The sequence below is a fragment of the Pulveribacter sp. genome, from assembly GCF_032079985.1.
Taxonomy (GTDB): Bacteria; Pseudomonadota; Gammaproteobacteria; order Burkholderiales; family Burkholderiaceae_C; genus Melaminivora.
In genome coordinates, this window is sequence record NZ_DAMATK010000002.1 from 525157 (window position 1) to 547484 (window position 22328).

22 protein-coding genes and 3 tRNA genes are annotated in these 22328 nt (G+C 67.4%); 9 read left to right on the forward strand and 16 right to left on the reverse strand.

Annotation, left to right across the window (positions count from 1 at the left end; genetic code table 11):
* The first annotated feature begins 180 nt into the window (after positions 1-180).
* Positions 181-1317, forward strand: coding sequence for a GGDEF domain-containing protein (locus RT282_RS08710; RefSeq protein WP_313313262.1), 1137 nt, complete (start codon positions 181-183; stop codon positions 1315-1317).
* A 21-nt stretch (positions 1318-1338) separates the two neighbouring features.
* Here RT282_RS08710 and cobT read toward each other — a convergent pair whose 3' ends face one another.
* The 6 genes from cobT to cbiB all read right to left on the reverse strand — a co-directional run bounded on the left by cobT (position 1339) and on the right by cbiB (position 7141).
* Positions 1339-2373 carry a nicotinate-nucleotide--dimethylbenzimidazole phosphoribosyltransferase gene (gene cobT / locus RT282_RS08715; RefSeq protein WP_313313263.1) on the reverse strand — a complete coding sequence of 345 codons (1035 nt, stop codon included), beginning with the start codon at positions 2371-2373 and terminating at the stop codon, positions 1339-1341.
* An 85-nt stretch (positions 2374-2458) separates the two neighbouring features.
* Entirely contained in the window at positions 2459-3919 is a 1461-nt protein-coding gene (locus tag RT282_RS08720) for a cobyric acid synthase (protein ID WP_313313264.1), read from the reverse strand.
* Positions 3916-4350: a DUF3037 domain-containing protein gene (locus RT282_RS08725; RefSeq protein WP_312304376.1), complete on the reverse strand. Its 435-nt coding sequence runs from the start codon at positions 4348-4350 to the stop codon at positions 3916-3918. The genes RT282_RS08720 and RT282_RS08725 overlap by 4 nt, the downstream gene beginning before the upstream one ends.
* Positions 4337-5149, reverse strand: a complete 813-nt coding sequence (locus RT282_RS08730; protein ID WP_409519465.1) for a HipA family kinase — start codon at positions 5147-5149, stop codon at positions 4337-4339. The genes RT282_RS08725 and RT282_RS08730 overlap by 14 nt, the downstream gene beginning before the upstream one ends.
* On the reverse strand, positions 5139-6149 hold the full coding sequence (locus RT282_RS08735) for an aminotransferase class I/II-fold pyridoxal phosphate-dependent enzyme (protein WP_313313265.1): 1011 nt from the start codon (positions 6147-6149) through the stop codon (positions 5139-5141). The genes RT282_RS08730 and RT282_RS08735 overlap by 11 nt, the downstream gene beginning before the upstream one ends.
* On the reverse strand, positions 6146-7141 hold the full coding sequence (gene cbiB / locus RT282_RS08740) for an adenosylcobinamide-phosphate synthase CbiB (protein ID WP_409519466.1): 996 nt from the start codon (positions 7139-7141) through the stop codon (positions 6146-6148). The genes RT282_RS08735 and cbiB overlap by 4 nt, the downstream gene beginning before the upstream one ends.
* 76 nt (positions 7142-7217) lie before the next feature.
* Between cbiB and RT282_RS08745 the strand changes: the two genes are divergently transcribed.
* From RT282_RS08745 to RT282_RS08770, 6 genes are all read left to right on the forward strand, one after another.
* Positions 7218-7308: transfer RNA gene (locus RT282_RS08745), tRNA-Ser, on the forward strand.
* A 201-nt stretch (positions 7309-7509) separates the two neighbouring features.
* Complete coding sequence (locus RT282_RS08750; RefSeq protein WP_312304368.1) at positions 7510-7833, forward strand: metalloregulator ArsR/SmtB family transcription factor; 324 nt, start codon at positions 7510-7512, stop codon at positions 7831-7833.
* A 95-nt stretch (positions 7834-7928) separates the two neighbouring features.
* Positions 7929-8435 (forward strand): arsenate reductase ArsC, encoded by a 507-nt coding sequence (locus RT282_RS08755; RefSeq protein WP_312304367.1) that lies wholly within the window; start codon positions 7929-7931, stop codon positions 8433-8435.
* A gap of 8 nt (positions 8436-8443) precedes the next feature.
* On the forward strand, positions 8444-9475 hold the full coding sequence (gene arsB / locus RT282_RS08760; RefSeq protein ID WP_313313268.1) for an ACR3 family arsenite efflux transporter: 1032 nt from the start codon (positions 8444-8446) through the stop codon (positions 9473-9475).
* Positions 9465-10178, forward strand: coding sequence for an arsenical resistance protein ArsH (gene arsH, locus RT282_RS08765; RefSeq protein WP_313313271.1), 714 nt, complete (start codon positions 9465-9467; stop codon positions 10176-10178). The genes arsB and arsH overlap by 11 nt, the downstream gene beginning before the upstream one ends.
* Positions 10179-10633: 455 nt before the next feature.
* Positions 10634-11632 carry an aldo/keto reductase gene (locus tag RT282_RS08770; protein ID WP_313313273.1) on the forward strand — a complete coding sequence of 333 codons (999 nt, stop codon included), beginning with the start codon at positions 10634-10636 and terminating at the stop codon, positions 11630-11632.
* Between the two features lie 190 nt (positions 11633-11822).
* On the opposite strand, the gene RT282_RS08775 is transcribed toward RT282_RS08770, so the two are convergent.
* The 10 genes from RT282_RS08775 to thrS all read right to left on the reverse strand — a co-directional run bounded on the left by RT282_RS08775 (position 11823) and on the right by thrS (position 20067).
* Positions 11823-11899: transfer RNA gene (locus tag RT282_RS08775), tRNA-Val, on the reverse strand.
* A 51-nt stretch (positions 11900-11950) separates the two neighbouring features.
* A tRNA-Pro gene (locus tag RT282_RS08780) sits at positions 11951-12027 on the reverse strand.
* Between the two features lie 33 nt (positions 12028-12060).
* On the reverse strand, positions 12061-12504 hold the full coding sequence (locus RT282_RS08785) for a MerR family transcriptional regulator (RefSeq protein WP_312305285.1): 444 nt from the start codon (positions 12502-12504) through the stop codon (positions 12061-12063).
* Between the two features lie 77 nt (positions 12505-12581).
* Positions 12582-12911 (reverse strand): integration host factor subunit alpha, encoded by a 330-nt coding sequence (locus RT282_RS08790; RefSeq protein ID WP_312305334.1) that lies wholly within the window; start codon positions 12909-12911, stop codon positions 12582-12584.
* Positions 12912-12958: 47 nt separating this feature from the next.
* Positions 12959-15394, reverse strand: coding sequence for a phenylalanine--tRNA ligase subunit beta (gene pheT, locus RT282_RS08795; protein ID WP_313313276.1), 2436 nt, complete (start codon positions 15392-15394; stop codon positions 12959-12961).
* Positions 15395-15513: 119 nt separating this feature from the next.
* Positions 15514-16566, reverse strand: a complete 1053-nt coding sequence (gene pheS, locus RT282_RS08800; protein WP_313313277.1) for a phenylalanine--tRNA ligase subunit alpha — start codon at positions 16564-16566, stop codon at positions 15514-15516.
* Between the two features lie 107 nt (positions 16567-16673).
* Positions 16674-17033, reverse strand: a complete 360-nt coding sequence (rplT, locus tag RT282_RS08805; RefSeq protein ID WP_312305290.1) for a 50S ribosomal protein L20 — start codon at positions 17031-17033, stop codon at positions 16674-16676.
* A gap of 28 nt (positions 17034-17061) precedes the next feature.
* Complete coding sequence (gene rpmI, locus RT282_RS08810) at positions 17062-17265, reverse strand: 50S ribosomal protein L35 (RefSeq protein ID WP_312305291.1); 204 nt, start codon at positions 17263-17265, stop codon at positions 17062-17064.
* Between the two features lie 186 nt (positions 17266-17451).
* Positions 17452-18054, reverse strand: coding sequence for a translation initiation factor IF-3 (infC, locus tag RT282_RS08815; protein ID WP_312758295.1), 603 nt, complete (start codon positions 18052-18054; stop codon positions 17452-17454).
* A gap of 81 nt (positions 18055-18135) precedes the next feature.
* Positions 18136-20067 (reverse strand): threonine--tRNA ligase, encoded by a 1932-nt coding sequence (gene thrS, locus RT282_RS08820; RefSeq protein WP_313313278.1) that lies wholly within the window; start codon positions 20065-20067, stop codon positions 18136-18138.
* Between the two features lie 323 nt (positions 20068-20390).
* Between thrS and RT282_RS08825 the strand changes: the two genes are divergently transcribed.
* Both RT282_RS08825 and RT282_RS08830 read left to right on the forward strand, forming a co-directional pair.
* Positions 20391-21110, forward strand: a complete 720-nt coding sequence (locus RT282_RS08825) for a Crp/Fnr family transcriptional regulator (protein WP_312758298.1) — start codon at positions 20391-20393, stop codon at positions 21108-21110.
* Positions 21111-21227: 117 nt separating this feature from the next.
* Positions 21228-22313 carry a phosphotransferase gene (locus RT282_RS08830; RefSeq protein WP_313313279.1) on the forward strand — a complete coding sequence of 362 codons (1086 nt, stop codon included), beginning with the start codon at positions 21228-21230 and terminating at the stop codon, positions 22311-22313.
* Positions 22314-22328: the final 15 nt, after the last annotated feature.

A 22328-nucleotide genomic window follows, 5' to 3' on the forward strand; every position in this document is an offset into this window, starting at 1 on the left:
CTTGCGCTGCGCCCGCTCCAGCGCCAGCGGGCGCAGCCCCAGCCGACGGGAGCGGCGTGCTGGCGCAGCTGTTTGACCAGGGCCCGCGCCGGGTGGGCGCCGGGGTGCTGCAATGCCGTGGCACGGCTGCAGGCAGCCCGTACACTGGCACGCCCCGCCCCTTCAGCCCGTTTCTCGCCCATGACGTCCCTCGACCCGCGCTCCCTGATCGTCATGGGCAACGTCATGGCGCTGATCATGGGCGCGGTGCTGGGTTTCATGCAGCGACAGTATCCGCGGGACATCCACGGACTGCGGCAGTGGGCTGCCATGCCGGCGGTGTGGATCATGGGCGCCATCCTGTACCTGGTGCCGCCCCCGGTCGTGGGCCAGCTTGCGCTGCTGGTGGCCAATGCCTGCGTGCTGGCGGGCTTCGGGATGTTCCACCTGGGCTGCCGGCACTTCCTGGGCGTTCGCCGCATGGAGCGTCCGTTCGCGCTCATCCTGGCGGCGCTGGTGGCAGTGCTGGGCTGGTTTACGTGGTCCTGGCCGTCCTATCCGTCGCGCCTGGTCGTGGTGACCGCCGCCATCGCGGCGCTGCACGCCTGGACGCTGGCGCTGCTGTGGCGCCGGGGCACGCGCAGCCTGGCCACCTACCTGGTGCAGTGCACACTGCTGGTGCACCTGGTCATCCTGCTGGTGCGCCTGCAGACGGCGGTCGTATCGCGCGGCGCTGCTGGCGACCTGATGGAGCCGTCGGGCGTGCATACGTTCTACATCGGCGCCTACGTGTTCACCGTGCTGCTGCTGTCCATCGGCGCCGTGCTGCTGGCCACCGAGCGCATGCGCACCGAGTTCGAGCACATGGCCACGCACGACGGCCTGACCGGCGCGCTGAACCGCAGGGCGATCCTGGCGTTCTGCGAAGAGGAACACGCCCGGGCTCTGCGCCAGCCGCAACCGTTCAGCCTGCTGATGCTGGACCTGGACCATTTCAAGACCGTCAACGACACCCACGGCCATCAGCATGGTGACCGGGTATTGGTGCATTTCGTGCAGACCGTGCAGGCATCGCTGCGCCGCACCGATCGGCTGGGCCGTTATGGCGGCGAGGAGTTTGTCGCGCTGTTACCTGCCGCCGACGCTGCGGCAGCAGGCGTATTGGCGCAGCGCATCCACGCCGCGCTGTCCAGCGGGCATCCGCTGGACTGCAAGGTCAGCATCGGGCTGTCCCAGTGGCAGGGGGCGCACGATTCGGTGGACGCCATGCTCGCGCGCGCCGATGCCGCGCTGTACCGCGCCAAGGCGCAGGGACGCAACCAGACCTGCGTGGGCTGAAGCCACGCGCGCGCTGGGCGCTCAGCCGCCCGTCGCCACCCCCGCCGACTCGAAGGTGGCCATCTCGCGCAAGATGGCGCAGGCCGACAGCAGCAGCGGCCACGCCAGCGCCGCGCCCGAGCCCTCGCCCAGGCGCAGGCCGAGATGAAGCAGCGGTTCGGCCTGCAGCGCCTCCAGCATGCACCCGTGGCCCTGCTCGCCGGAGCGGTGCGAGAACACGCAGCGCTCCAACACCGCCGGGGCCAGGCGCGCCGCCACCAGCACCGCCGCGCTGGTTATGAAGCCATCGACCACGATGACGCGCCGCTCGCTGGCGGCCTGCAGCACGGCACCCACCAGCGTGGCGATTTCGAAGCCGCCCAGGGCAGCCAGCGCGGCCAGCGGCTCGCGCGCGCCCGCGTTCGCGGCCAGCGCCTCGCGCAGCACGGCCACCTTGCGCGCCACGCCGGCGGCATCCAGCCCCGTGCCCGGGCCGGTGCACTCGGCCACGTCGGCGCCGGTCAGCCGCGCCAGCAGCAGCGATGCGCTGGAGGTGTTGCCGATGCCCATCTCGCCCAGCAGCAGGGCGTTGCCGGGCAGGGCGCGCACGATGTCCCGGCCGTTGGCGATGGCGCCCTCGCACTGCACCGCGGTCATGGCGGGGCCGGTGCTGGCGTCCTGCGTGCCCGGGGCGATCTTGCGCACCACCAGGCCGGGGTATGGCGCGAAGTCGTGGCGCACGCCGCAGTCCACCACCGTCAGGCCCAGGCCGTGCTGGCGCGCCAGCACGCTCACGGCGGCGCCGCCGGTGACGAAGTTGTGCACCATCTGCCACGTCACGTCGCTGGGGTAGGCGGACACGCCGCGCGCCGCCAGCCCGTGGTCGGCCGCGCACACCAGCATCTGCGGCGCCTGCAGCACCGGCGCCTCGCTGCCCAGGATGAGGCCGATGCGCACGGCCAGCGTCTCCAGCCGGCCCAGCGAGCCCAGCGGCTTGGTCTTGTGGTCGATGAGGGACTGCAGCCGCGCGGCGAGCGCCGCGTCGGCGATGGAGGGAATGTCGGGAATGATGTTCATGGGTCTTTCTTTGCTATCCAAACAATAGCTGCCAGCGCTTGCCCATCAAACGCTTGAGCCTGTTTTTATTAAATTCTGGAAAAGCCTAGAGCCGCAGCGCCGCCGGGTCGAACCACTGCCCTACCCCGGCCGCCATGCGCTCGAAGGCCGCGTCCAGCGTCTGCGCGCTGCCGCCCAGCAGGGCCTGCAGCACGCTGGCGTTCTCGAACAGGCCGTGCAGGTACACGCCCAGCACGTTGCCGGCGCCGTTCTGCCAGGCCAGGCCCGGGATCAGCACGCGCGCCACGTCGCCCCCGGCGGCCATGGCCGGGTGCTGGGCGGTCTGGCCGTGGTGGATCTCGTAGCCCAGCACGGGCACGCCGGCCAGCGCCTGCCAGGGGCCCGCCACGGCGCCGAAGCGCGTCTGCGTGCTGCGCACGGTTTTCCTTTCCTCAAAACTGGTGACCAGCGGTAGCAGGCCCAGGCCGGGGCCGTTGCCATCCACGCCCACGGTGTCGATCAGCGCCTCGCCCAGCATCTGCAGGCCGCCGCACACGCCCAGCACGCGGCCGCCGGCGGCAGCGTGGCGGGCAATAGCGCTGTCCAGGCCCTGCGCCCGCAGCCAGGCCAGATCGGCGGCGGTGGACTTGCTGCCGGGCAGGATGACCCAGTCGGCGCCCTCCACCTCGGCCGGACTGCGCGCCCAGACCACGCGCACGCCGCCGGCGGACTGCAGCGGGGCGAACTCGTCCAGGTTGCTGGCGCGGGGGTAGGCGACGATGGCCACGCGCGTGTGCACCCGGCCAGCGGCGGCCGAGGCACGCAGACTGCCTTCGTACAGTCCGTCCTCCTCGGGCAGGCCGTGGTCGTACTGCATGGGGATGGTGGCGACCACCGGCACGCCGGTGCGCTCCTGCAGCAGCTGCGGCGCCGGAGCCAGCAGGGCCGCGTCGCCGCGGAACTTGTTCAGCACGAAGCCGTGGATCAGCGCGCGTTCGCCCTCCGGCAGCAGCGCCCAGGTGCCATACAGGTGGGCGAAGGCGCCACCCCGGTCGATGTCGGCCACCAGCAGGCAGCGCGCGCTGGCGTGCCGCGCCACGCGCATGTTGACCACGTCGCTGGCGTGCAGATTGATCTCGGCCGGCGAGCCAGCGCCCTCGATAACCACCACGTCGTTCTCGGCGCGCAACGCGTCCAGCGCCTGGGCCAGCTGCGGCCACACGCGCTGGCTGCGCCCGCGCCAGGGCAGCTGCGACAGGTGGTGGTCGACCTGGCCCAGCAGCACCACCTGGCTGCGCGTATCGGCCTCGGGCTTGAGCAGCAGCGGGTTCATGCGCACATCGGGCACGGCACGCGCTGCCAGGGCCTGGAAGTACTGCGCGCTGCCGATCTCGCCATATTCGCCGCCCGGCGTGGCGACCACCCGAGCGTTGTTGCTCATGTTCTGCGCCTTGAAGGGCGCCACCTTCAGGCCCTGGTTGGCATACCAGCGGCACAGCGCCGTGGCCAGCCAGCTCTTGCCCGCGCCGCTGCTGGTGCCCAGCACCATGATGCAGCGGGCGGTCATGGCGCCACCTCGTCGGCAGCCGGGGCGGGCGGGTTGCGCAGCGGCAGCGGGCGCACCATGCGCTGCATCAGGTGCTCCAGCATGGCGGCCATGTCGGGGCAGCGGCCGGTGTGCACGGGCGAGGTCTGGATGATGCTGCTGCGCCGCGCCGTCAGCCAGTGAAAGCGGGCGCGGTGCGGCAGGCGGGCGATGGGGCCGCCCTGCTCCAGACCGGCGCAGATGGCGGCGATGGCATTGAGGTGGCGGTGCACCAGGGCCGCGTCGGCCCAGGGGTCGAGCGCGTGCAGGCGGGCCTCGTCCAGCTCCACGGCGGCTTGCAGATAGCCCGTGCGCTGGCACGAGACGATGGCGCCGACGTTGATGAATTCTTCGCGCTCCACGCGCGGCACCACGCGCACGATGGCGTAGTCGAACAGCTCAGCCGCGGGCATCGATGGCTCCTTGCAGCCAGCGGCCGCGCTCGGCCAGGCGGGCCTGGAAGTACTGCACGTAGGCCTGGCGGTGCAGCTCCGGATCCGCCAGGGCCGCGGCGCCCTGCCCCGCCGCCAGGAGCAGGAAGCTGTCGGGCACGGCGGCCAGCACGGGCCGCAGCACGGCGGGCGTCAGGCGCGCGGCCAGCGGCGCGTCCACCTGCGCCAGGGCGCTGGCGCGCGGCAGCAGCACGTGGTCGGCGATCGGGGCAAACGGCTTGGCCGGGTCAGCCACGGCGCCGTCCCAGGCATGGTGGAAGGTCAGCGCGGCGCCATGGTCGATCAGCCAGGGCCGGCCGTGCCAGATGAGCAGGTTGGTGTTGCGGGCCGTGCGGTCCACGTTGCTGACCAGGGCGTCGAACCAGACCAGGCGCGAGGCGAAATCGGGCGTCACCGCATCGGCGGCGGGGTCGAAGTTGACGGAGCCGGGCAGGTAGTCCAGCGCCACGTTCAGCCCGGCGCTGGCGCGGATCAGGTCCTGGATCTCGGGGTCGGGCTCGGTGCGGGCCAGTTCCGGGTCCAGCTCGGCCAGCACCACCTCGGGCACGGGCAGGCCCAGGGCGCGGGCCAGGCCGGCGCAGATGATCTCGGCCATCAGCGCGCGCACGCCCTGCCCCGCGCCGCGGAACTTGAGCACGTACAGGCCCAGGTCGTCCGCCTCCACCACCGCCGGCATCGAGCCACCCTCGCGCAGCGGGGTGACATAGCGGCGCACATCCACCCGCCGCAGCGGGACGGCTTCGTCGTCGTCAACAGTCATGCGCGAGATGGTAGCCACGCCAGGCGCGCTGCAGCGCCTGCTGCGACGCCGGTGGCAGCACGCCCAGACGCACGTGGCCCGGCAGGCCGAAGGAGGCGCAGTCGCGCAGCTTGACGCCGCGGGCGCGCAGCGCGGCCAGCAGCGGCGCGCCCTCGCCCGCCGCCAGCCGCGCGGTGAAGAAGTTGGCCAGGCTGCCGGGCAGCACCTGCCAGCCCAGGCGCTCGCACAGCTGCAGCTGCTCGGCCTTCCATTGCCGCAGCGTGGGCAGTGTCTGCGCCAGCCAGTGCTGGGCCTCGGAGCCCAGCCACGCACCCAGCAAGGCCACGCCGTCCGCCCCCACAGGCCAAGATGGGGCCAGGTCGCGCAGGCGCTGCGCCACGCCGCCTTGCACGGCGGCGGGCGGCGCGATGGCGTAGGCGGCGCGCACACCCGTCAGGCCCAGGGCCTTATTGGGCGACCACAGCTGCCAGACGTGTGCAGGCGGGGGCGCGGCGGCGCCCTGCGGCTCCAGCAGCAGCGGGGCATAGGCGCGGTCCAGCACCTGCCAGTCGCCGGGCCGGGCAGCCCAACCCGGCAGCTGGGCGTCCACTCCGCCCAGCGGGCTGGCCGGCTCGCAGGCCCAGTGCAGGGCTTCATCTTTGCCGGCGTGCTGTCCGGTCTGGCAAGCCAATCCCCAGGCCGTGGCAGCGCGGGCATAGTCGCCATAGCCGTGCTGTGGCAGCACGGCGCGGCGCAGGCCGCTGCGCGCGGCCAGGGCGCTGATGCGGTGGATGAATTCGCTGGCGCTGGCGGCCAGCACGATGCGCGGCGCATCCACATCGTGGAAGGCGGCCAGCGCCTCGGTCAGCGCGGTGTAGGCTGGGTCGGGGTAGCGGCTGCGGTCGGCCTGCGCCAGCGCGACCAGGGCCGCGGGACAGGGGCCGCAGGCATTGGCGTTGGTGGAGAAGTCGTGCGGCGGCACGCCGAGGGCGTCGGGGCCGCCGTGCTGCGGGGCGTTCAAGGGCGCATCCAGGTCAGTAAAGCAAAAATCATAGCTGTCACCGCAATCCCAGCAAGGCTTAGAACCACTTTTCCTGCATAAGCCAGAGCCAGCGCCACGTGTGCCGCCCGTGGCGGTTGGCCCTGCGGGTTGAGCACGTAGACGCCCGGCTTGCCCAGGCGCACGCCCAGCAGCCGGGCCATGGCGCCCATGGGCCAGCCGCCGTTGGGCGACGGTGTGGCTCGTGCGTCGCGCCGCAGGCCGGCCAGAGGCACATGGCGGGTCCCGGCCAGCAGCAGCAGCGCCGCCGTCAGCCGCGCGGGCAGCCAGCTCAGTACGTCGTCGGCGCGCGCCGCCCACTTGCCGGCCCACTGCCAGTGGCGCCGCGCGGCGCCGGTACCGCGCCAGCCGGGATAGCCCCACATGGCGTCCGCCGTATTGGCGAAGCGGTACAGCGCCGCCCCCGGCAGGCCCAACAGCGCGAACCAAAAGAGCGGTGCCACGACGGAGTCGCACAGGTTCTCGGCCAGGGATTCGATGGCGCTCTCGCGCACCTGGGCCGCATCCAGCGCCGCCGTATCGCGGCTGACCAGCCAGGCCAGCCGGGCGCGGCCGGCATCCAGCGAGCCGGCCAGCGCGTCCTCCACGGCACGCACCTCGCCGTGCAGCATGCGCCAGGCCAGCAAGGGCTTGAGCAGAGCCCCAAGCGCCAGTGCCGCCAGCCAGGGCGGCAGCCAGCGCAGCGTCAGCCACTGCAGGCCGCCGTACACTATCAAAACGAGAGCTGCCAGCGCGCACCATGCAAGCGCTGCAAGGCAAAAAGACTGGTAGTCACGAGTGCGCGCCTGCACCGGCGCGATGCGCCTGCCCCAGGCCTGCAGGGCATGGCCCATCCACACGACGGGATGTCCCCAGGCCGGCGGCTCGCCAAAACGCAGGTCTATCACTAGCGCCACCAGCACTGCGGCGCATGCCATTCCAAGGTCGGCGCACCAGGGGTTGTTCGTCCACATCCCGCGAGCCTATCGCGTGTTCGGCAGGGCTAGTTGCCTGGGCGAGGCTATAACTGCTGCTACAATCGCGGGCTTCGGAGAGGTGGATGAGCGGTTTAAGTCGCACGCCTGGAAAGCGTGTGTGGGTTAATAGCCCACCGCGGGTTCGAATCCCGCCCTCTCCGCCAGTCATTCAAAGGGTTAGCAGGTACTCATCTGCTAGCCCTTTTTTATTGCGGCTCCTTTAACAATGAGGCCCACAGCAGATGCGCCGGGAAAGACCAGGGCTTTGCTGCACCACTGAGATCATTTCGGGCTCCTTTGCCCGGCGGAGGCAAAGGAAAGCAGGCATCTATTCAAAATTTCAATAGTCGTTGTATTATTGATTAATGAATGAATCAGCTGTCGTCCGCTCGCTTGCAGCCCTTGCCCAGGAAGTGCGACTGCGCGCCTTTCGGGCACTCATCGTGGCAGGTCAAGATGGCCTCACGCCTGGAGCGATCTCCGAACAGTTGGGAGTGGCCCCCAACACCCTGTCGTTTCACCTCAAGGAGCTAGCCCATGCCGGCCTGGTCAGCCAGGAACGCCACGGCCGCAATCTCGTCTATCGCGCCTCTTTCGAGACCATGAGCGAGTTGCTGGCCTATCTGACGGAGAACTGCTGCCAGGGCGCTGAGTGCCTTCCTGAAAAGTCCACGTCCTGCCCCTGTTGAACAGCGGCCCGGCGCAGCAATGCCGGCCCCATCGAACCGTCTGCCGACGCCTGCCGCGCAGCCTCCACAGCCCCCTTTGCACCTTGGAGTCCGCCATGAGCGAAACCCTGCCCTCGCTGAACGTCCTCTTTCTTTGCACACACAACTCCGCGCGCAGCATCCTGGCCGAAGCTCTGCTCAACAGCATGGGCCAAAGCCGCTTCAAGGCCTACTCGGCTGGCAGCAGTCCGCGTGCCAACCAACAACCCCATCCCTTGGGCTTGCAGGTGCTGCGAAGTGCCGGCATTTCCACTGAAGGCCTGCGCAGCAAGAGCTGGGACGAGTTCGCAGCGCCCGGCGCGCCGCAAATGGACCTGATCATCACAGTATGCGACAACGCGGCGGGCGAAGTCTGCCCCGTGTGGCCGGGCCACCCCGCTACGGCCCACTGGGCCTACGCCGACCCGAGCGCCAGCGAGCATGCCGACGCGCACAAGCTGGAAGCCTTTCGCCAGACGCTGCACGAGATGCAACGCAGGCTGCGTCTGCTGGTCAGCCTGCCCGAGGAAAAGCTCGGCAAAGCCGTGCTCCAAGCCACCGCCCGCCAACTGGTTGCGGATTGAGGGCCACGATGCACAAACCTGGCATGAGTATGTTCGAGCGCTACCTGACGGTATGGGTGGTGCTGTGTATCGTCGTGGGCATCGGGCTTGGGCAGGTGTTTCCCGAAGCGGCCCGCACGATCGGCGCGTGGGAAGTTGCCCGGGTCAATATTCCCGTAGGCCTGCTCATCTGGGTGATGATCATTCCGATGCTGCTCAAGGTGGACTTTGCCGCCCTGGGCGACGTGCGTCACCACGTGCGCGGCATTGGGGTCACACTGTTCGTGAACTGGCTGGTCAAGCCATTTACCATGGCCTTTCTGGGCTGGCTGTTCATCCGCCAGTGGTTTGCCCCGTACCTGCCGGCAGACCAGCTCGACAGCTACATCGCAGGACTGATCCTGCTGGCCGCCGCGCCCTGCACGGCCATGGTGTTCGTATGGAGCCGCCTTACAGGGGGGGACCCCCTGTTCACGCTGTCCCAGGTGGCGCTCAACGACAGCATCATGATCGTGGCGTTCGCGCCCCTGGTGGCCTTCTTGCTGGGCCTTTCGGCCATCACAGTACCCTGGGACACGCTGCTCACGTCGGTGGCGCTGTACATCATCGTGCCCGTGGTGCTGGCCCAGTGGTGGCGCCGGGCGCTGCTGATGCGGGGTCAGGCCGCGCTCGATGCCGCGCTACAGCGCATGGGGCCCTGGTCCATCGCCGCACTGCTGCTCACGCTGGTGCTGCTGTTTGCCTTCCAGGGCGAGGCCATCCTACGACAGCCGCTGGTGATTGCGCTGCTGGCCGTGCCGATCCTGATCCAAGTGTTTTTCAACTCCGCACTGGCTTACTGGCTCAATCGCGTGGTGGGTGAGAAGCATGCGATTGCCTGCCCCTCAGCACTCATCGGTGCGTCGAACTTCTTCGAACTGGCCGTGGCCACAGCTATCAGCCTGTTCGGGTTTCACTCCGGAGCGGCGCTGGCCACCGTGGTGGGCGTTCTCATCGAGGTGCCCGTCATGCTGCTGGTGGTCAAAGTCGTGAACTCATCTAGAGGCTGGTATGAATCTTGATCTCCCCAACGTCAATGCCGAACTGTTGCCACCGATTGATCTGGAGCGGTTGGTGCCTGCACAGCGCTCCACCCATGCGCCTCGCATTCTGCTGCTCTACGGCTCGGTGCGCGAGCGCTCCTACAGCCGGTTGCTGACGCAGGAAGCCGCCAGGCTGCTGCGCTCGCTGGGAGCTGAGACGCGCATCTACGATCCGCGCGGTCTGCCCCTGCCAGACTCCGAACCCGACAGCCATCCCAAGGTGGCAGAGCTGCGAGAGCTGGCTCAGTGGGCAGAGGGCATGGTCTGGACTTCCCCCGAGCGTCATGGTGCGATGACCGGCATCCTGAAGATGCAGATCGACTGGATTCCGCTGTCGGTCGGGGCGGTGCGTCCCACCCAAGGCAAGACGCTGGCGGTGATGGAAGTCTCGGGCGGTTCGCAATCGTTCAATGCCGTCAACCAGATGCGGGTGCTGGGCCGGTGGTTGCGCATGATCACCATCCCCAACCAGTCGTCGGTCGCAAAAGCCTTCCTCGAATTCGACGACAGCGGCCGAATGAAGCCATCGAGCTACTACGAGCGCGTGGTCGATGTGATGGAGGAACTGGTGAAGTTCACGCTGCTGACGCGCGACTGCGCCGATTACTTGGTGGACCGGTACAGCGAGCGCCGGGAAAGTGCCGAGGCACTGTCAAAGCGGGTGAACCAGCGCAGTATCTGATCCGGCCTCTGGATCGCTTGGCTGGAGAAATCGCATTGAGCAATGCAGCGCGATGGCGACACGGCGCGTGACGGGGCTGTCATATTGGCCGACGAGGATCATGGGCAGGTCTTGGGTCTGGAAATTTCAGACAACGATCTTCAAGGTTCCTGAATGTATACGGCGACAGCCTTCCCACCAACTGCCGTTCGTGGAGGCCGGTATTGGCCGATTGGAGCCATCCGAGTGGACATTCCGTTCAGGCGTTCATGTGCCAGGACGCGCCGTTCAAAATCGTTGGAATAGGCAGAGGGCGATTCCGTAGCGGATGATTCCGGTATGTCGCGAAAGCCAGAATTACCGGGCGGCACCACCGGCTCAAACGCACGTCGCGGCATGATGGAGTTTTTGCGGGCGCGCACGCCGGGGTCGCGGGCGCCTTTATCTGGTTGTCCGTCGCCAAGGAGGTTTTTTCGATGCAACAACGCAATCTGGGCACTTCGGGCCCCGTGGTTTCCGCTTTGGGCCTGGGCTGCATGGGCATGAGCGAGTTCTATGGACCGAGCGAGGATGTCGCCTCGCTGCGCACGCTGGCGCGGGCGCTGGAACTGGGCGTGACGCTGTTCGACACGGCCGACACCTATGGCCTGGGCCACAACGAGGAGCTGCTGGGCCGCTTCATTCGCGAAGGCGGTGCGGCCCGGCGCGGGCGGATGGTGCTGGCCACCAAGTTCGGCATCGTGCGCGCGGCGGGGCAGTACGAGCGGCGCATCGACAACTCGCCGGCGTACATCCGCGCGGCCTGCGAAGCGTCTCTGCGCCGCCTGGGCGTGGAGCGCATCGACCTGTACTACTGCCACCGCCGCGACCCGCAGGTGCCCATCGAGGACGTAGCTGGCGCGCTGGGCGAGCTGGTATCCGAGGGCAAGATCGGGGCGATCGGGCTGTCCGAGGTGTCTGAGGACACCTTGCGACGCGCCCATGCCGTGCATCCGGTGGCCGCCGTGCAAAGCGAATATTCCCTGTGGAGCCGCGAACCGGAGGCCGGGATGTTGGCGACCTGCGCCGATCTGGGAACGGCCTTCGTGGCCTACAGCCCGCTGGGCCGCGCTTTCTTGACGGGCACCGTGAAGGCCAGCGAGCTGGCCGACAACGACTTCCGCAAGAACAACCCGCGCTTCGCGGGCGAAGCTGGGGCCAGCAACAGCCGGCTGGTACAGGCACTGGCGGCGTTTGCCCAAGCACGGGGGCTCAGCAGCTCGCAGATCGCGCTGGCATGGCTGCTCAACAAACAGCCACACGTGATCCCGATCCCGGGCACCCGGCGCATTCCATATTTGGAGAGCAATGTGCGCGCAGCCTCCGTGACGCTGGACGCGGGGGAGATCGCCGAACTGGATGCTTTGTTTGCACGGGGCAATGTGGCCGGTGCGCGTTATCCGGAGGCGGGCTTCGTCGGCATCGAATCAAACTGATTCGTGGCGGGCTGGGAATGACAGGCACGCATCACCCTTGGGCTACGCGGCCTTTCTCGGTCTTCCCGGAAGGCTTCGAGAATATGCCCGCAAAAGAAAAAAGCCGCCCGGTAATGGGCGGCTTTGAATCTTTAGTATTCCCCAACAATCCCTTTTTGCCTGAAGGCTGGTTTCCTTCAAACGGGAAAGTTGGTAGGCGCGATTGGACTCGAACCAACGACCCCCACCATGTCAAGGTGGTGCTCTAACCAGCTGAGCTACGCGCCTGGGTCTTTTGATTGCTGACTCCCAAAGGAATCAGCAATTTCTACGAAAAAATGGTCGGCGTGGCGGGATTCGAACTCGCGACCCCTTGCACCCCATGCAAGTGCGCTACCAGGCTGCGCTACACGCCGACAAGACCTAGATTATATGCAGAAAAAACGGCCTCAGAAAAGAATCGCGCGAATTTCTTCCAGCTCCCTGCGCAGCAGCGCCGGATCGACCCCGGCGGCCAGCTTCAGGGCTTCCTGGTCGGCCAACTCCAGGGGGACGATGGGGGGCACCACCGTGGCTCCCACGGCGTCTTCGCCCCTCCCGGCATCCTCGTCGATCACGGCAGGCATGCGTGCTGCCTGGGCCAGCTCCGTCAGGCGGTTGCGCGCGCCGCTGATGGTGAAGCCCTGCTCGTACAGCAGCTCGCGGATGCGGCGGATCATCAGCACCTCGTGGTGCTGGTAATAGCGCCGGTTGCCGCGGCGCTTCATGGGGCGCAGCTGGCTGAACTCCTGCTCCCAATAGCGCAGCACGTGCGGCTTGACGCCGCACAGCTGTGCCACTTCGCCGATAGTGAAGTAGCGCTTGGCGGGAATGGAGGGCAACGCGGTGCTCATGAGGTCAGGCTATCAATAGAGAGGGTCGCTGGGCCTTCAAGGGTAGCGCACCTGTGGCAGGGGCGCCCCTGGGGAAGTCAGACCTTGCCGGCGACCATGTCCTGCAGTTGCTCCTTGAGCTTGCTGCTGGCGTGGAAGGTCACCACGCGTCGCGCCTCGATGGGGATGGATTCGCCGGTGCGCGGATTGCGGCCCGGGCGCGGCGCCTTCACGCGGATCTGGAAGTTGCCGAAGCCCGACAGCTTCACGTCCTCGCCATCCACCAAGCGCTGCGCGATCAGGTCGAAGAAGGCATCGACCATGTCCTTGGATTCGCGCTTGTTCAGCCCGATCTGCTCGAACAGCAGCTCGGCCAGCTGCGCCTTGGTCAGCGCGGGTGATTCGAGGCTCTGCACGGCCAGCTCCATCAGCGGCAGCGGGCGGCGCTCTGCGGTGTCGTTGTCGTGCATGGCATTCATCGCAGGCGTGCTCCGGTGTGCTGGGCCAGGGCCTGGACCACGCTTTGCACGGCGGCGTCGATCTCGGCGTCCTGCAGCGCGGCGCTGTCGCTGGACAGCGTCAGGCGGATGGCCAGGCTCTTCTCGCCTACGGCCAAGGCGCCGGGCTGGCCGGCGCGCTCGGGCTGGGGACGGAACACGTCGAACAGCACGGCCGAGCGCAGCAGGCTGGCCGACAGCGCGCCGTGCACCGCCTGCATGACTTGGGCGTGCGTGACACGCTCGGCCACCACAACGGCGATGTCGCGCTCCACCGGCTGGCGGCGACCGACCGATTCAAACTGCGGCACGCGGCGGCGCAGCACGGCGTCCAAGGCCAGTTCGAACAACACGGGTGCGGCAGGCAGCTCCCAGGACTGGCGCCAGCGCGGATGCAGCTCGCCCACGAAGCCAATGGGCTGGCCGTCCAGCAGCACGCGGGCGCAGCGGCCGGGGTGCAGCGCCGGGTGCTCGGCCGGCTCGAAGGTCGGCACCAGGGGCGCCAGCAACGCCTGCACGTCGCCCTTGGCGTCGAAGAAGTCCGCGGCGCGGTCCTTGGCGCCCCACTGCAGCGTGTCCACCGCGCCATAGGCCAGGCCGGCCACGCGCATGGGCTGGGAGATGCCCTCCACGGAGCTGTCGCTGGCGGGCACGCTGGCATCGCGGGCGAACACGCGGCCGATCTCGAACACGCGCACGCGCGGGGCCTTGCGGTCCAGATTGAACTTCAGCACCTGCAGGAGCGAGCCCAGCAGCGACGAGCGCATCACGCTCAGGTGGCTGGCGATGGGATTGAGCAGCTTGATGGCCGCGTCGTTGCCGGCCAGTTCGCGCTCCCAGCTTTCCTCGACGAAGCTGAAATTGATCGTTTCCTGGTAGCCCAGGGCCGCCAGCTCGCGGCGCACGGCAAAGCTGCTGCGACGCGCCTCCGGCCGCACGCGGGCGGTGATCGGCGCCAGCGGCGGGGTGGTGGGCAGCTGTTCGTAACCGACCAGGCGGGCCACCTCTTCGATCAGGTCTTCCTCCAGGCGCAGGTCGAAGCGGTAGGACGGCGGCGTGACGGTGATCACGCCATCGGCGTGCTGGACGGCCAGGCCCAGGCGCTCCAGCGCCTGAACGCACTGCGCATCGGTCAGGGGCATGCCGATGACCTTGGCCGCGCGCGCCACGCGCAGACGCACGGGCTCTGCTTGAGGCATGTTCACGCGCTGGTCGTCGATGGGGCCGACGGTGGTCTCGCCCGTGCCGCAGATGTCCAGGATGAGCTGGGTGATGCGCTCGATGTGCTCCACCGTGCCTTCCGGGTCCACGCCGCGCTCGAACCGGTGGCCGGCGTCGGTGGAGAAGTTGTAGCGGCGCGAGCGCCCGGCGATCGCTGCCGGCCACCAGAAGGCGGCCTCGACATAGATGTTCTTCGTGTCATCGCCCACGGCCGTGGCGTCGCCGCCCATGATGCCGGCCAGCGACTCCACCTGGGCGGAATCGGCGATCACGCCGACCTTCTCGTCCACCGTGATGGTGTTGCCGTTGAGCAGCTTGAGCTGCTCGCCCGCCCTGCCCCAGCGCACCTCCAGGCCACCGTGGATCTTGTCCAGGTCGAAGATGTGCGAGGGCCGGCCCAGCTCGAACATGACGTAGTTGGAGATGTCCACCAGCGGCGCCACGCTGCGCTGGCCGCAGCGCGCCAGGCGGTCGACCATCCACTGCGGGGTTTGCGCGCGCGGGTTCACGCCGCGCACGATGCGGCCGGAAAAGCGGCCACACAGGTCGCTCGCGTCGATGCGCACCGGCAGGCGTTCTTCGCCCTGCGTGGCCAGCTTCGGGAATTCGGGGCGCAACAGGGGCGCGCCGGTCAGCGCGGCCACCTCGCGCGCCACGCCATAGACGCTCAAGGCGTGCGCCAGGTTGGGCGTGAGCTTGAGCGTGAACAGCGTGTCGTCCAGCAGCAGGTGCTGGCGGATGTCCTGGCCCAGCGGCGCATCGCCCGCCAGCTCCAGCAGGCCGCCGTGGTCGTCGGACAGCTGCAGCTCGCGGGCCGAGCACAGCATGCCCTGGCTCTCCACGCCGCGCAGCTTGCCGACCTTGATGGTGAAGGGCTTGCCGTCCTCGCCCGGGGGCAGCTCGGCGCCCACCAGCGCGCAGGGCACGCGGATGCCCACGCGCGCGTTAGGCGCGCCGCAGACGATGTTGAGCAGCTCAGGGGCGCCCACGTCCACCTGGCACACGCGCAGGCGGTCGGCGTTGGGGTGCTGCTCGGCGGCCTTGATCTCGCCCACCACGATCTTCGTGAACGGCGGGGCGACGGGGCGCAGCTCCTCGACCTCCAGGCCGGCCATGGTCAGGGTGTCGGCCAGTTCCTGCGTGGTCAGGGGCGGGTTGCAGAACTCGCGCAACCAGGATTCGGGAAATTGCATGGTCGTTTCTTCTTTCTAGGCGTTCGCTCTCAAAACAGGAGCTGCTGGCGCTTGATGAAAATAATCGCAAACACAGGCACATCAAGCGCCAGCAGCTCACTTTTTCGCAGCAATGGCGTTTACTGGAACTGCGACAGGAAGCGGATGTCGCCGTCGAAGAACAGGCGCAGGTCGTTCACGCCGTAGCGCAGCATGGTCAGCCGGTCCGGCCCCATGCCGAAGGCGAAGCCGATGTAGCGCTCGGGGTCCAGGCCCATGTTGCGCACCACGTTGGGGTGCACCTGGCCGGAGCCGGACACCTCCAGCCAGCGCCCGGCCAGCGGGCCGGTCTGGAACTGGATGTCGATCTCGGCGCTGGGCTCGGTGAACGGGAAGAAGCTGGGCCGAAACCGCAGCACCAGGTCGTCGCTCTCGAAGAAGGTGCGGCAGAAGTCGGTGAACACGACCTTCAGGTCCTTGAAGCTCACGTTCTCGCCGATCCACAGGCCCTCGCACTGGTGGAACATGGGCGAGTGCGTGGCGTCCGAATCCACGCGGTAGGTGCGGCCCGGGGCTATGACGCGGATCTCGGGCATGACCTGACCGGCGTCGATCAGGTGGCGGTAGCGCTTGACGTGCTGCACGGCGTAGCGCACCTGCATCGGGCTGGTGTGCGTGCGCAGCAGGTGGGGTGCCTCGGGCGTGCCGCCATCGACGTAGAAGGTGTCGTGCATGGAACGCGCCGGGTGGTCCTCAGGCGTGTTCAGCGCTGTGAAGTTGAACCAGTCGGTCTCGATCTCGGGGCCGTCGGCCACGTCGAAACCCATGGAGCCGAAGATCTGCTCAATGCGCTCGAGCGTCAGCGACACAGGGTGCAGCCCGCCGCGCCCCTGGCGGCGCCCGGGCAGCGTCACGTCCAGCGCCTCGGCCTGGAGCTGGCGCTGCAGCTCTGCATCGGCGAGCTGCTGGCGGCGCTCGGCCAAGGCGGCCTCGACGGCCTGCTTGGCCACATTGATGGCGGCGCCGCGGGTCTTCTTGTCCTCCGGCGAGAGCTGCGCCATGCCCTTCATCAGTTCGGTCAGCCGGCCCGACTTGCCCAGAAACTGGGCCTTGGCGTTTTCCAGCTCGGCCGGGGTTGCACAGCGCGCGAACGACTCGCGCGCACTCGTCACCAGGGAATCCAACTCGTTCATGTTGCTCTTTGCGAAAAAACAAGGGCTAGTGCCCTTTCAAGCCCTAGCCCTTGCTGTTGGCGCGCCGGCAGCTATGCAAACGATAGCGGCCGGTTCGTAGACTCAACTCAAGCGGCCAGCTTGGCCTTGACTTGCTCCACGATGCTGCCGAAGGCAGCCTTGTCGTGCACCGCGAGGTCGGCCAGCATCTTGCGGTCGATCTCGATGGCTGCCTTCTTCAGGCCGTTGGTGAACTGGCTGTAGGTCAGGCCCAGTTCACGGGCAGCGGCGTTGATACGGGCAATCCACAGTTGGCGGAACACGCGCTTCTTGGCGCGGCGGTCACGGTAGGCGTACTGGCCCGCCTTCATCACCGCCTGCTTGGCGATGCGGTAGACGTTGCCACGACGGCCGCGGAAACCCTTGGCCAGTGCGAGAACCTTCTTGTGACGGGCGCGTGCCGTTACACCACGTTTGACGCGAGGCATGTGTTTTCTCCTTGTTCGTCAGTGTGAATTACAGGCCGGCCATGGGCAGCATCTTGGCGATGGAGCCCATGTCACCTTCGTGCACGTTCACAATGCCACGCAGGTGGCGCTTGTTCTTGGTGGTCTTCTTGGTCAGGATGTGACGCTTGAAGGCTTGACCGCGCTTGACGGTGCCACCCGGACGAACGCGAAAACGCTTCTTCGCGCTGCTCTTGGTCTTCATTTTGGGCATGTGAATGCTCCTTGTGATTGTGCTCGTGAGGCGTTTGCACGACTGTGTGCACCCTTGCAGGCCCCGAGCCACTTCTTCATGGCGGGTGTGACCCCGCCGCGTGGTAGCGCCCTTTCAGGCCCCACCCGCCAGCCGGCAGTTCCTTCTTGCAAAGAAGCTGCCAGCCAGACCCTGTTTGTCTGTCGTTTACGCCGCCGGCGCGCCTTCGGCGGCGGGCTTGCCGCCCGGCGCCGGCTTCTTGCGCGCCGGGGCGATCATCATGATCATCTGGCGGCCTTCCAGCTTGGGGAACTGCTCCACCAGGATGCTGTCGGCCAGCTCGTCGCGCAGGCGGTTGAGCAGGGCCAGGCCCAGCTCCTGGTGCGTGATCTCGCGGCCGCGAAAGCGCAGCGTGACCTTGACCTTGTCGCCGTCCGCCAGGAAGCGGCGGATGTTGCGCATCTTGATGTTGTAGTCGCCGTCGTCGGTGCCGGGGCGGAACTTCACTTCCTTGATTTCGATGACCGTCTGCTTGGCCTTGGCCTCGGCCGCCTTCTTCTGCTCCTGGTACTTGAACTTGCCATAGTCCATCAGGCGGCAGACGGGCGGATTGGCCGTGGCGGCAATTTCCACCAAGTCCACATCCAGCTCGCCAGCCATGCGCAGGGCGTCCTGCAAGCTGACGATGCCCAGGGGCTCGTTCTCGGGGCCGGACAGGCGCACTTCAGGCGCCATGATTTCCCGGTTCAGGCGGTGCTTGCGCTCCTCGCGGTGGCGGCGGTCACGAAATTCGGTAGCGATGGTTCTCACCCTTAATCAAAAAAGCTACGAAAAGCATAGCTGCTTACGCACAACCCGTGCGCTTCCAAGCGATATTTGACCCAAAAAGAATCAGGCTTTGGAGGCGATGTCCCGTGCGATCAGTTCGACGAATGCGTCGAAGGACATCACACCGAGGTCTTTGCCACCCCGGGCACGCACCGCCACCGTTGCGGCCGCCTTTTCCTTGTCGCCGGCGACGAGGATATAGGGCAGCTTTTGCAGCGAATGCTCGCGTATTTTATACGTGATCTTTTCGTTGCGCAGATCCGTCACCACCCTAAGGCCTTGATTCGGCAATGCTTTTTGCAGCTTTGCGGCTATTTCGCGACAGTAATCCTGCTGCGCATCGGTGATGTTCAGCACCGCCACCTGCACCGGCGCCAACCAGGTGGGCATGGCGCCGGCGTGCTGCTCGATCAGGATGCCGATGAAGCGTTCCAGGCTGCCGACGATGGCGCGGTGCAGCATGACCGGGCGGTGGCGCGCGCCGTCCTCGCCGACGTACTCGGCCTCCAGCCGCTCGGGCATGGAAAAGTCCACCTGGATGGTGCCGCACTGCCACTGTCGGCCGATGGCGTCCTTCAGCGTGTACTCGATCTTGGGGCCGTAGAAGGCGCCCTCGCCCGGCGACAACTCGTAGGCGCAGCCCGATGCCTCCAGGCTGTGGATCAGCGCCGCCTCGGCCTTGTCCCAGCTTTCGTCGGAGCCGATGCGCGCCTCGGGCCGCGTGGCGACCTTGTAGATGATGTCGGTGAAGCCGAAGTCGGCGTAGACCTTCTGCAGCAGGCGCGTGAAAGCCAGCACCTCGGGCTGGATCTGGTCTTCGGTGCAGAAGATGTGGCCGTCGTCCTGCGTGAAGCCGCGCACGCGCATGATGCCGTGCAGCCCGCCCGTGGGCTCGTTGCGGTGGCAGTTGCCGAACTCGCCGTAGCGCAGCGGCAGGTCGCGGTAGCTCTTGATGCCCTGCTTGAAGATCAGGATGTGGCCCGGGCAGTTCATCGGCTTGAGTGCGTAGTCGCGCTTTTCGCTTTCGGTGATGAACATGTTCTCGCGGTACTTGTCCCAGTGCCCGGTCTTCTCCCACAGCGACTTGTCCAGGATCTGCGGGGCCTTGACCTCCTGGTAGCCGTTGTCGTTGTACACGCGGCGCATGTACTGCTCGACCTGCTGCCACAGCTGCCAGCCCTTGGGGTGCCAGAACACGGTGCCGGGCGAGTGCTCGTCGATGTGGAACAAATCCAGCTCGCGGCCCAGCCTGCGGTGGTCGCGCTTTTCGGCCTCCTCCAGCATGGTCAGGTACTGCTGCAGCTCGTCCTTGCTGGCCCAGGCCGTGCCGTAGATGCGCTGCAGCATCTCGTTGCGGTGGTCGCCGCGCCAATAGGCGCCGGCCACCTTCATCAGCTTGAAGTGCTTGAGCTTGCCGGTGCTGGGCACGTGGGGGCCGCGGCACAGGTCTTCGAAGCCGCCCTCGCGGTACAGGCTCACATCCTCGTTCGCCGGAATGCTGGCGATGATCTCGGCCTTGTAGTGCTCGCCCAGGCCCTTGAAGTACGCCACCGCCTCGTCGCGCGGCAGCACGCGGCGCGTCACCGGCTCGTCCTTGGCGGCCAGCTCGGCCATGCGCTTTTCAATGGCGGCCAGGTCTTCGGGCGTGAAGGGGCGCTTGTACGCAAAGTCGTAATAGAAGCCGTTGTCGATCACCGGGCCGATGGTGACCTGCGCGTCCGGGAACAGCTCCTTGACGGCATAGGCCAGCAGGTGGGCCGTGGAGTGGCGGATGACATCCAGTCCGTCGGCGTCCTTGGCCGTGACGATGGCCAGCGGGCTGTCTTCGGTGATCAGGTGGCTGGTGTCCACCACGCGGGCGTCGTCGCCGCGCCCCACCTTGCCGGCCAGAGCGGCCTTGGCCAGGCCGGGGCCGATGGAAGCGGCAACGTCGGCCACGGTGACGGGGCCGGGAAAGTCGCGCTGCGAGCCATCGGGAAGCGTGATCTGGATCATGGTCGGGTATTCCTTGTCAGTCGGTGTCCGGGATGTGGTGTGCGCTGTTTTTGCCGGTCACCAACAAGCAAAAAGCGCGGAACACGGTCCGCGCTTTTCGAGGGGGAAGAGAAGGCTTGGGGTCTCGTGCAGGCGCGAACGGCCAGCCGGTTAAAGGCTGGTGGGGGTCTCCGTCGTAGTTCGCGGTGTCATAACCGAAAGCGCCTTTCTCGTCCTTGTATGGTGTTGTCCAATCCGCCATTGTAGCGGCCGCGGGCCCGCGGCGCGCACGCCCGTCCCCCAGGCGACATGGACCGCCCTTTCAGTCACCCATAAGACAGACCATGAACGAACCCATTCTTACGATCGAAGAACGTGAAGCGATCAATTCCGGTCGCTGGTTTTCCTCCCTTTCGCCGTCGCTGCGGCACGACATCCTGAGATGCTCCTACGTCAAACGCTTCAAGGACGGCGCGCTGATCGCGGCGCGCGGCGATGCTCCCGAGGAGTGGATCGCCTGCGCCCGCGGCGCGGTGCGGGTCAGCTCGACGTCGATCTCGGGCAAGCAGATCACGCTGACGTACGTGGAGCCGGGCATCTGGTTCGGCGACGTGGCGTTCTTCGACGGGGAGCAGCGAACGCACGATGCCTATGCGCATGGCGACACCACCATCGTCTGCGTGGCGCGCGGCGACTTCAAGAAGATCCTGTCGCAGCACGTGGAGCTGTACGACGCGTTGTTGCGCCTGCATGCGCGGCGCATCCGGGTGCTGTTCGGGCTGGTGGAGGACTTGAACACCCTGCCCCTGCGCGCCCGGCTGGCCAAGCAGCTTTTGCACCTGGTGCGCAGCTACGGTGTGCCCAGCCTGGCCAATGGCGACGAGATCCGCATCAGCCTGCAGCTGGCGCAGGAAGAGCTGGCGCAGCTGCTGGGCGCCTCGCGCCAGCGCGTGAACCAGGAGCTCAAGGGCATGGAGCGCGAGGGCACCATCCGCATCGAGCCGGCGGGCCTGGTGATCTGCGACCGCCCTGCCTTGCTGTACGCGGCCGAGTCGTCGGTTTAAACAAAAACATAGCTGCCAGCGCTTGATCTGCAAGGCTTTGCGCATCAAAACAGGCGCAAAACGCTGCCACACAAGCGCAAGCAGCTCACATTTTTGAAAGAAAGCACGCCTGCACCCATGAGCAATTTCGACCACTTCATCGGCACCCGCCCTGTCGCCGGCCAGCACGCCTTCGACACCGACGCGCTGGGCGCCTGGCTGGCCCGGCACGTGCCCGGCTTCGAGGGGCCGCTCAGCGTGGAGATGTTCAAGGGTGGGCAGTCCAACCCAACCTACAAGCTGGTCACGCCGGGGCGCAGCTACGTCATGCGCTCCAAGCCCGGGCCGGTGGCCAAGCTGCTGCCCTCGGCCCACGCCATCGAGCGCGAATACGCCGTGATGAGCGGCCTGGCCGGCACCGCCGTGCCCGTGCCGCAGATGCTGGCGCTGTGCGAGGACGAATCCGTCATCGGCCGGGCCTTCTACATCATGGAGTTCCTGCAGGGCCGCGTGCTGTGGGACCAGGCCCTGCCCGGCATGCAGCCCGCCGAGCGCGCCGCGCACTACGACGAGATGAACCGCGTCATCGCCGCGCTGCACCAGGTCGACTTCGCCGCCCGCGGGCTGGGTGGCTACGGCAAGCCGGGCAACTATTTCGAGCGCCAGATCGGCCGCTGGAGCAAGCAGTACCTGGCCTCCGTTACCCAGCCCATTCCCGAGATGGACCGGCTGATGGACTGGCTGCCCGCGCACATGCCGGCCAGCGCACGCGACGAGAGCCGCGTGTCCATCGTGCACGGCGACTATCGGCTGGACAACCTGATGTTCCACCCCGATGAGCCGCGCGTGATCGCCGTGCTGGACTGGGAGCTGTCCACCCTGGGCCATCCGCTGGCCGACTTCGCCTACCACTGCATGAGCTGGCACATCCCGCACGAGATGAGCCGCGGCATCGGCGGGCTGGACTTGGGCGTGCTGGGCATCCCGTCCGAGGCCGAGTACATCCAGCGCTACTGCCAGCGCACCGGCATCGCCGACGCAGAGGCGCTGGCCGCCGACTGGAACTTCTACCTGGCCTACAACATGTTCCGCATCGCCGCCATCCTGCAAGGCATCGCCAAGCGCGCGGAGGCCGGCATCGCCGCCAGCGCCCAGGCCAAGGCCGCTGGCGCCACCGCCCGCCCCATGGCGGAACTGGCCTGGCACTTCGCCCAGCGCAGCTGACCCACCCCATCACGC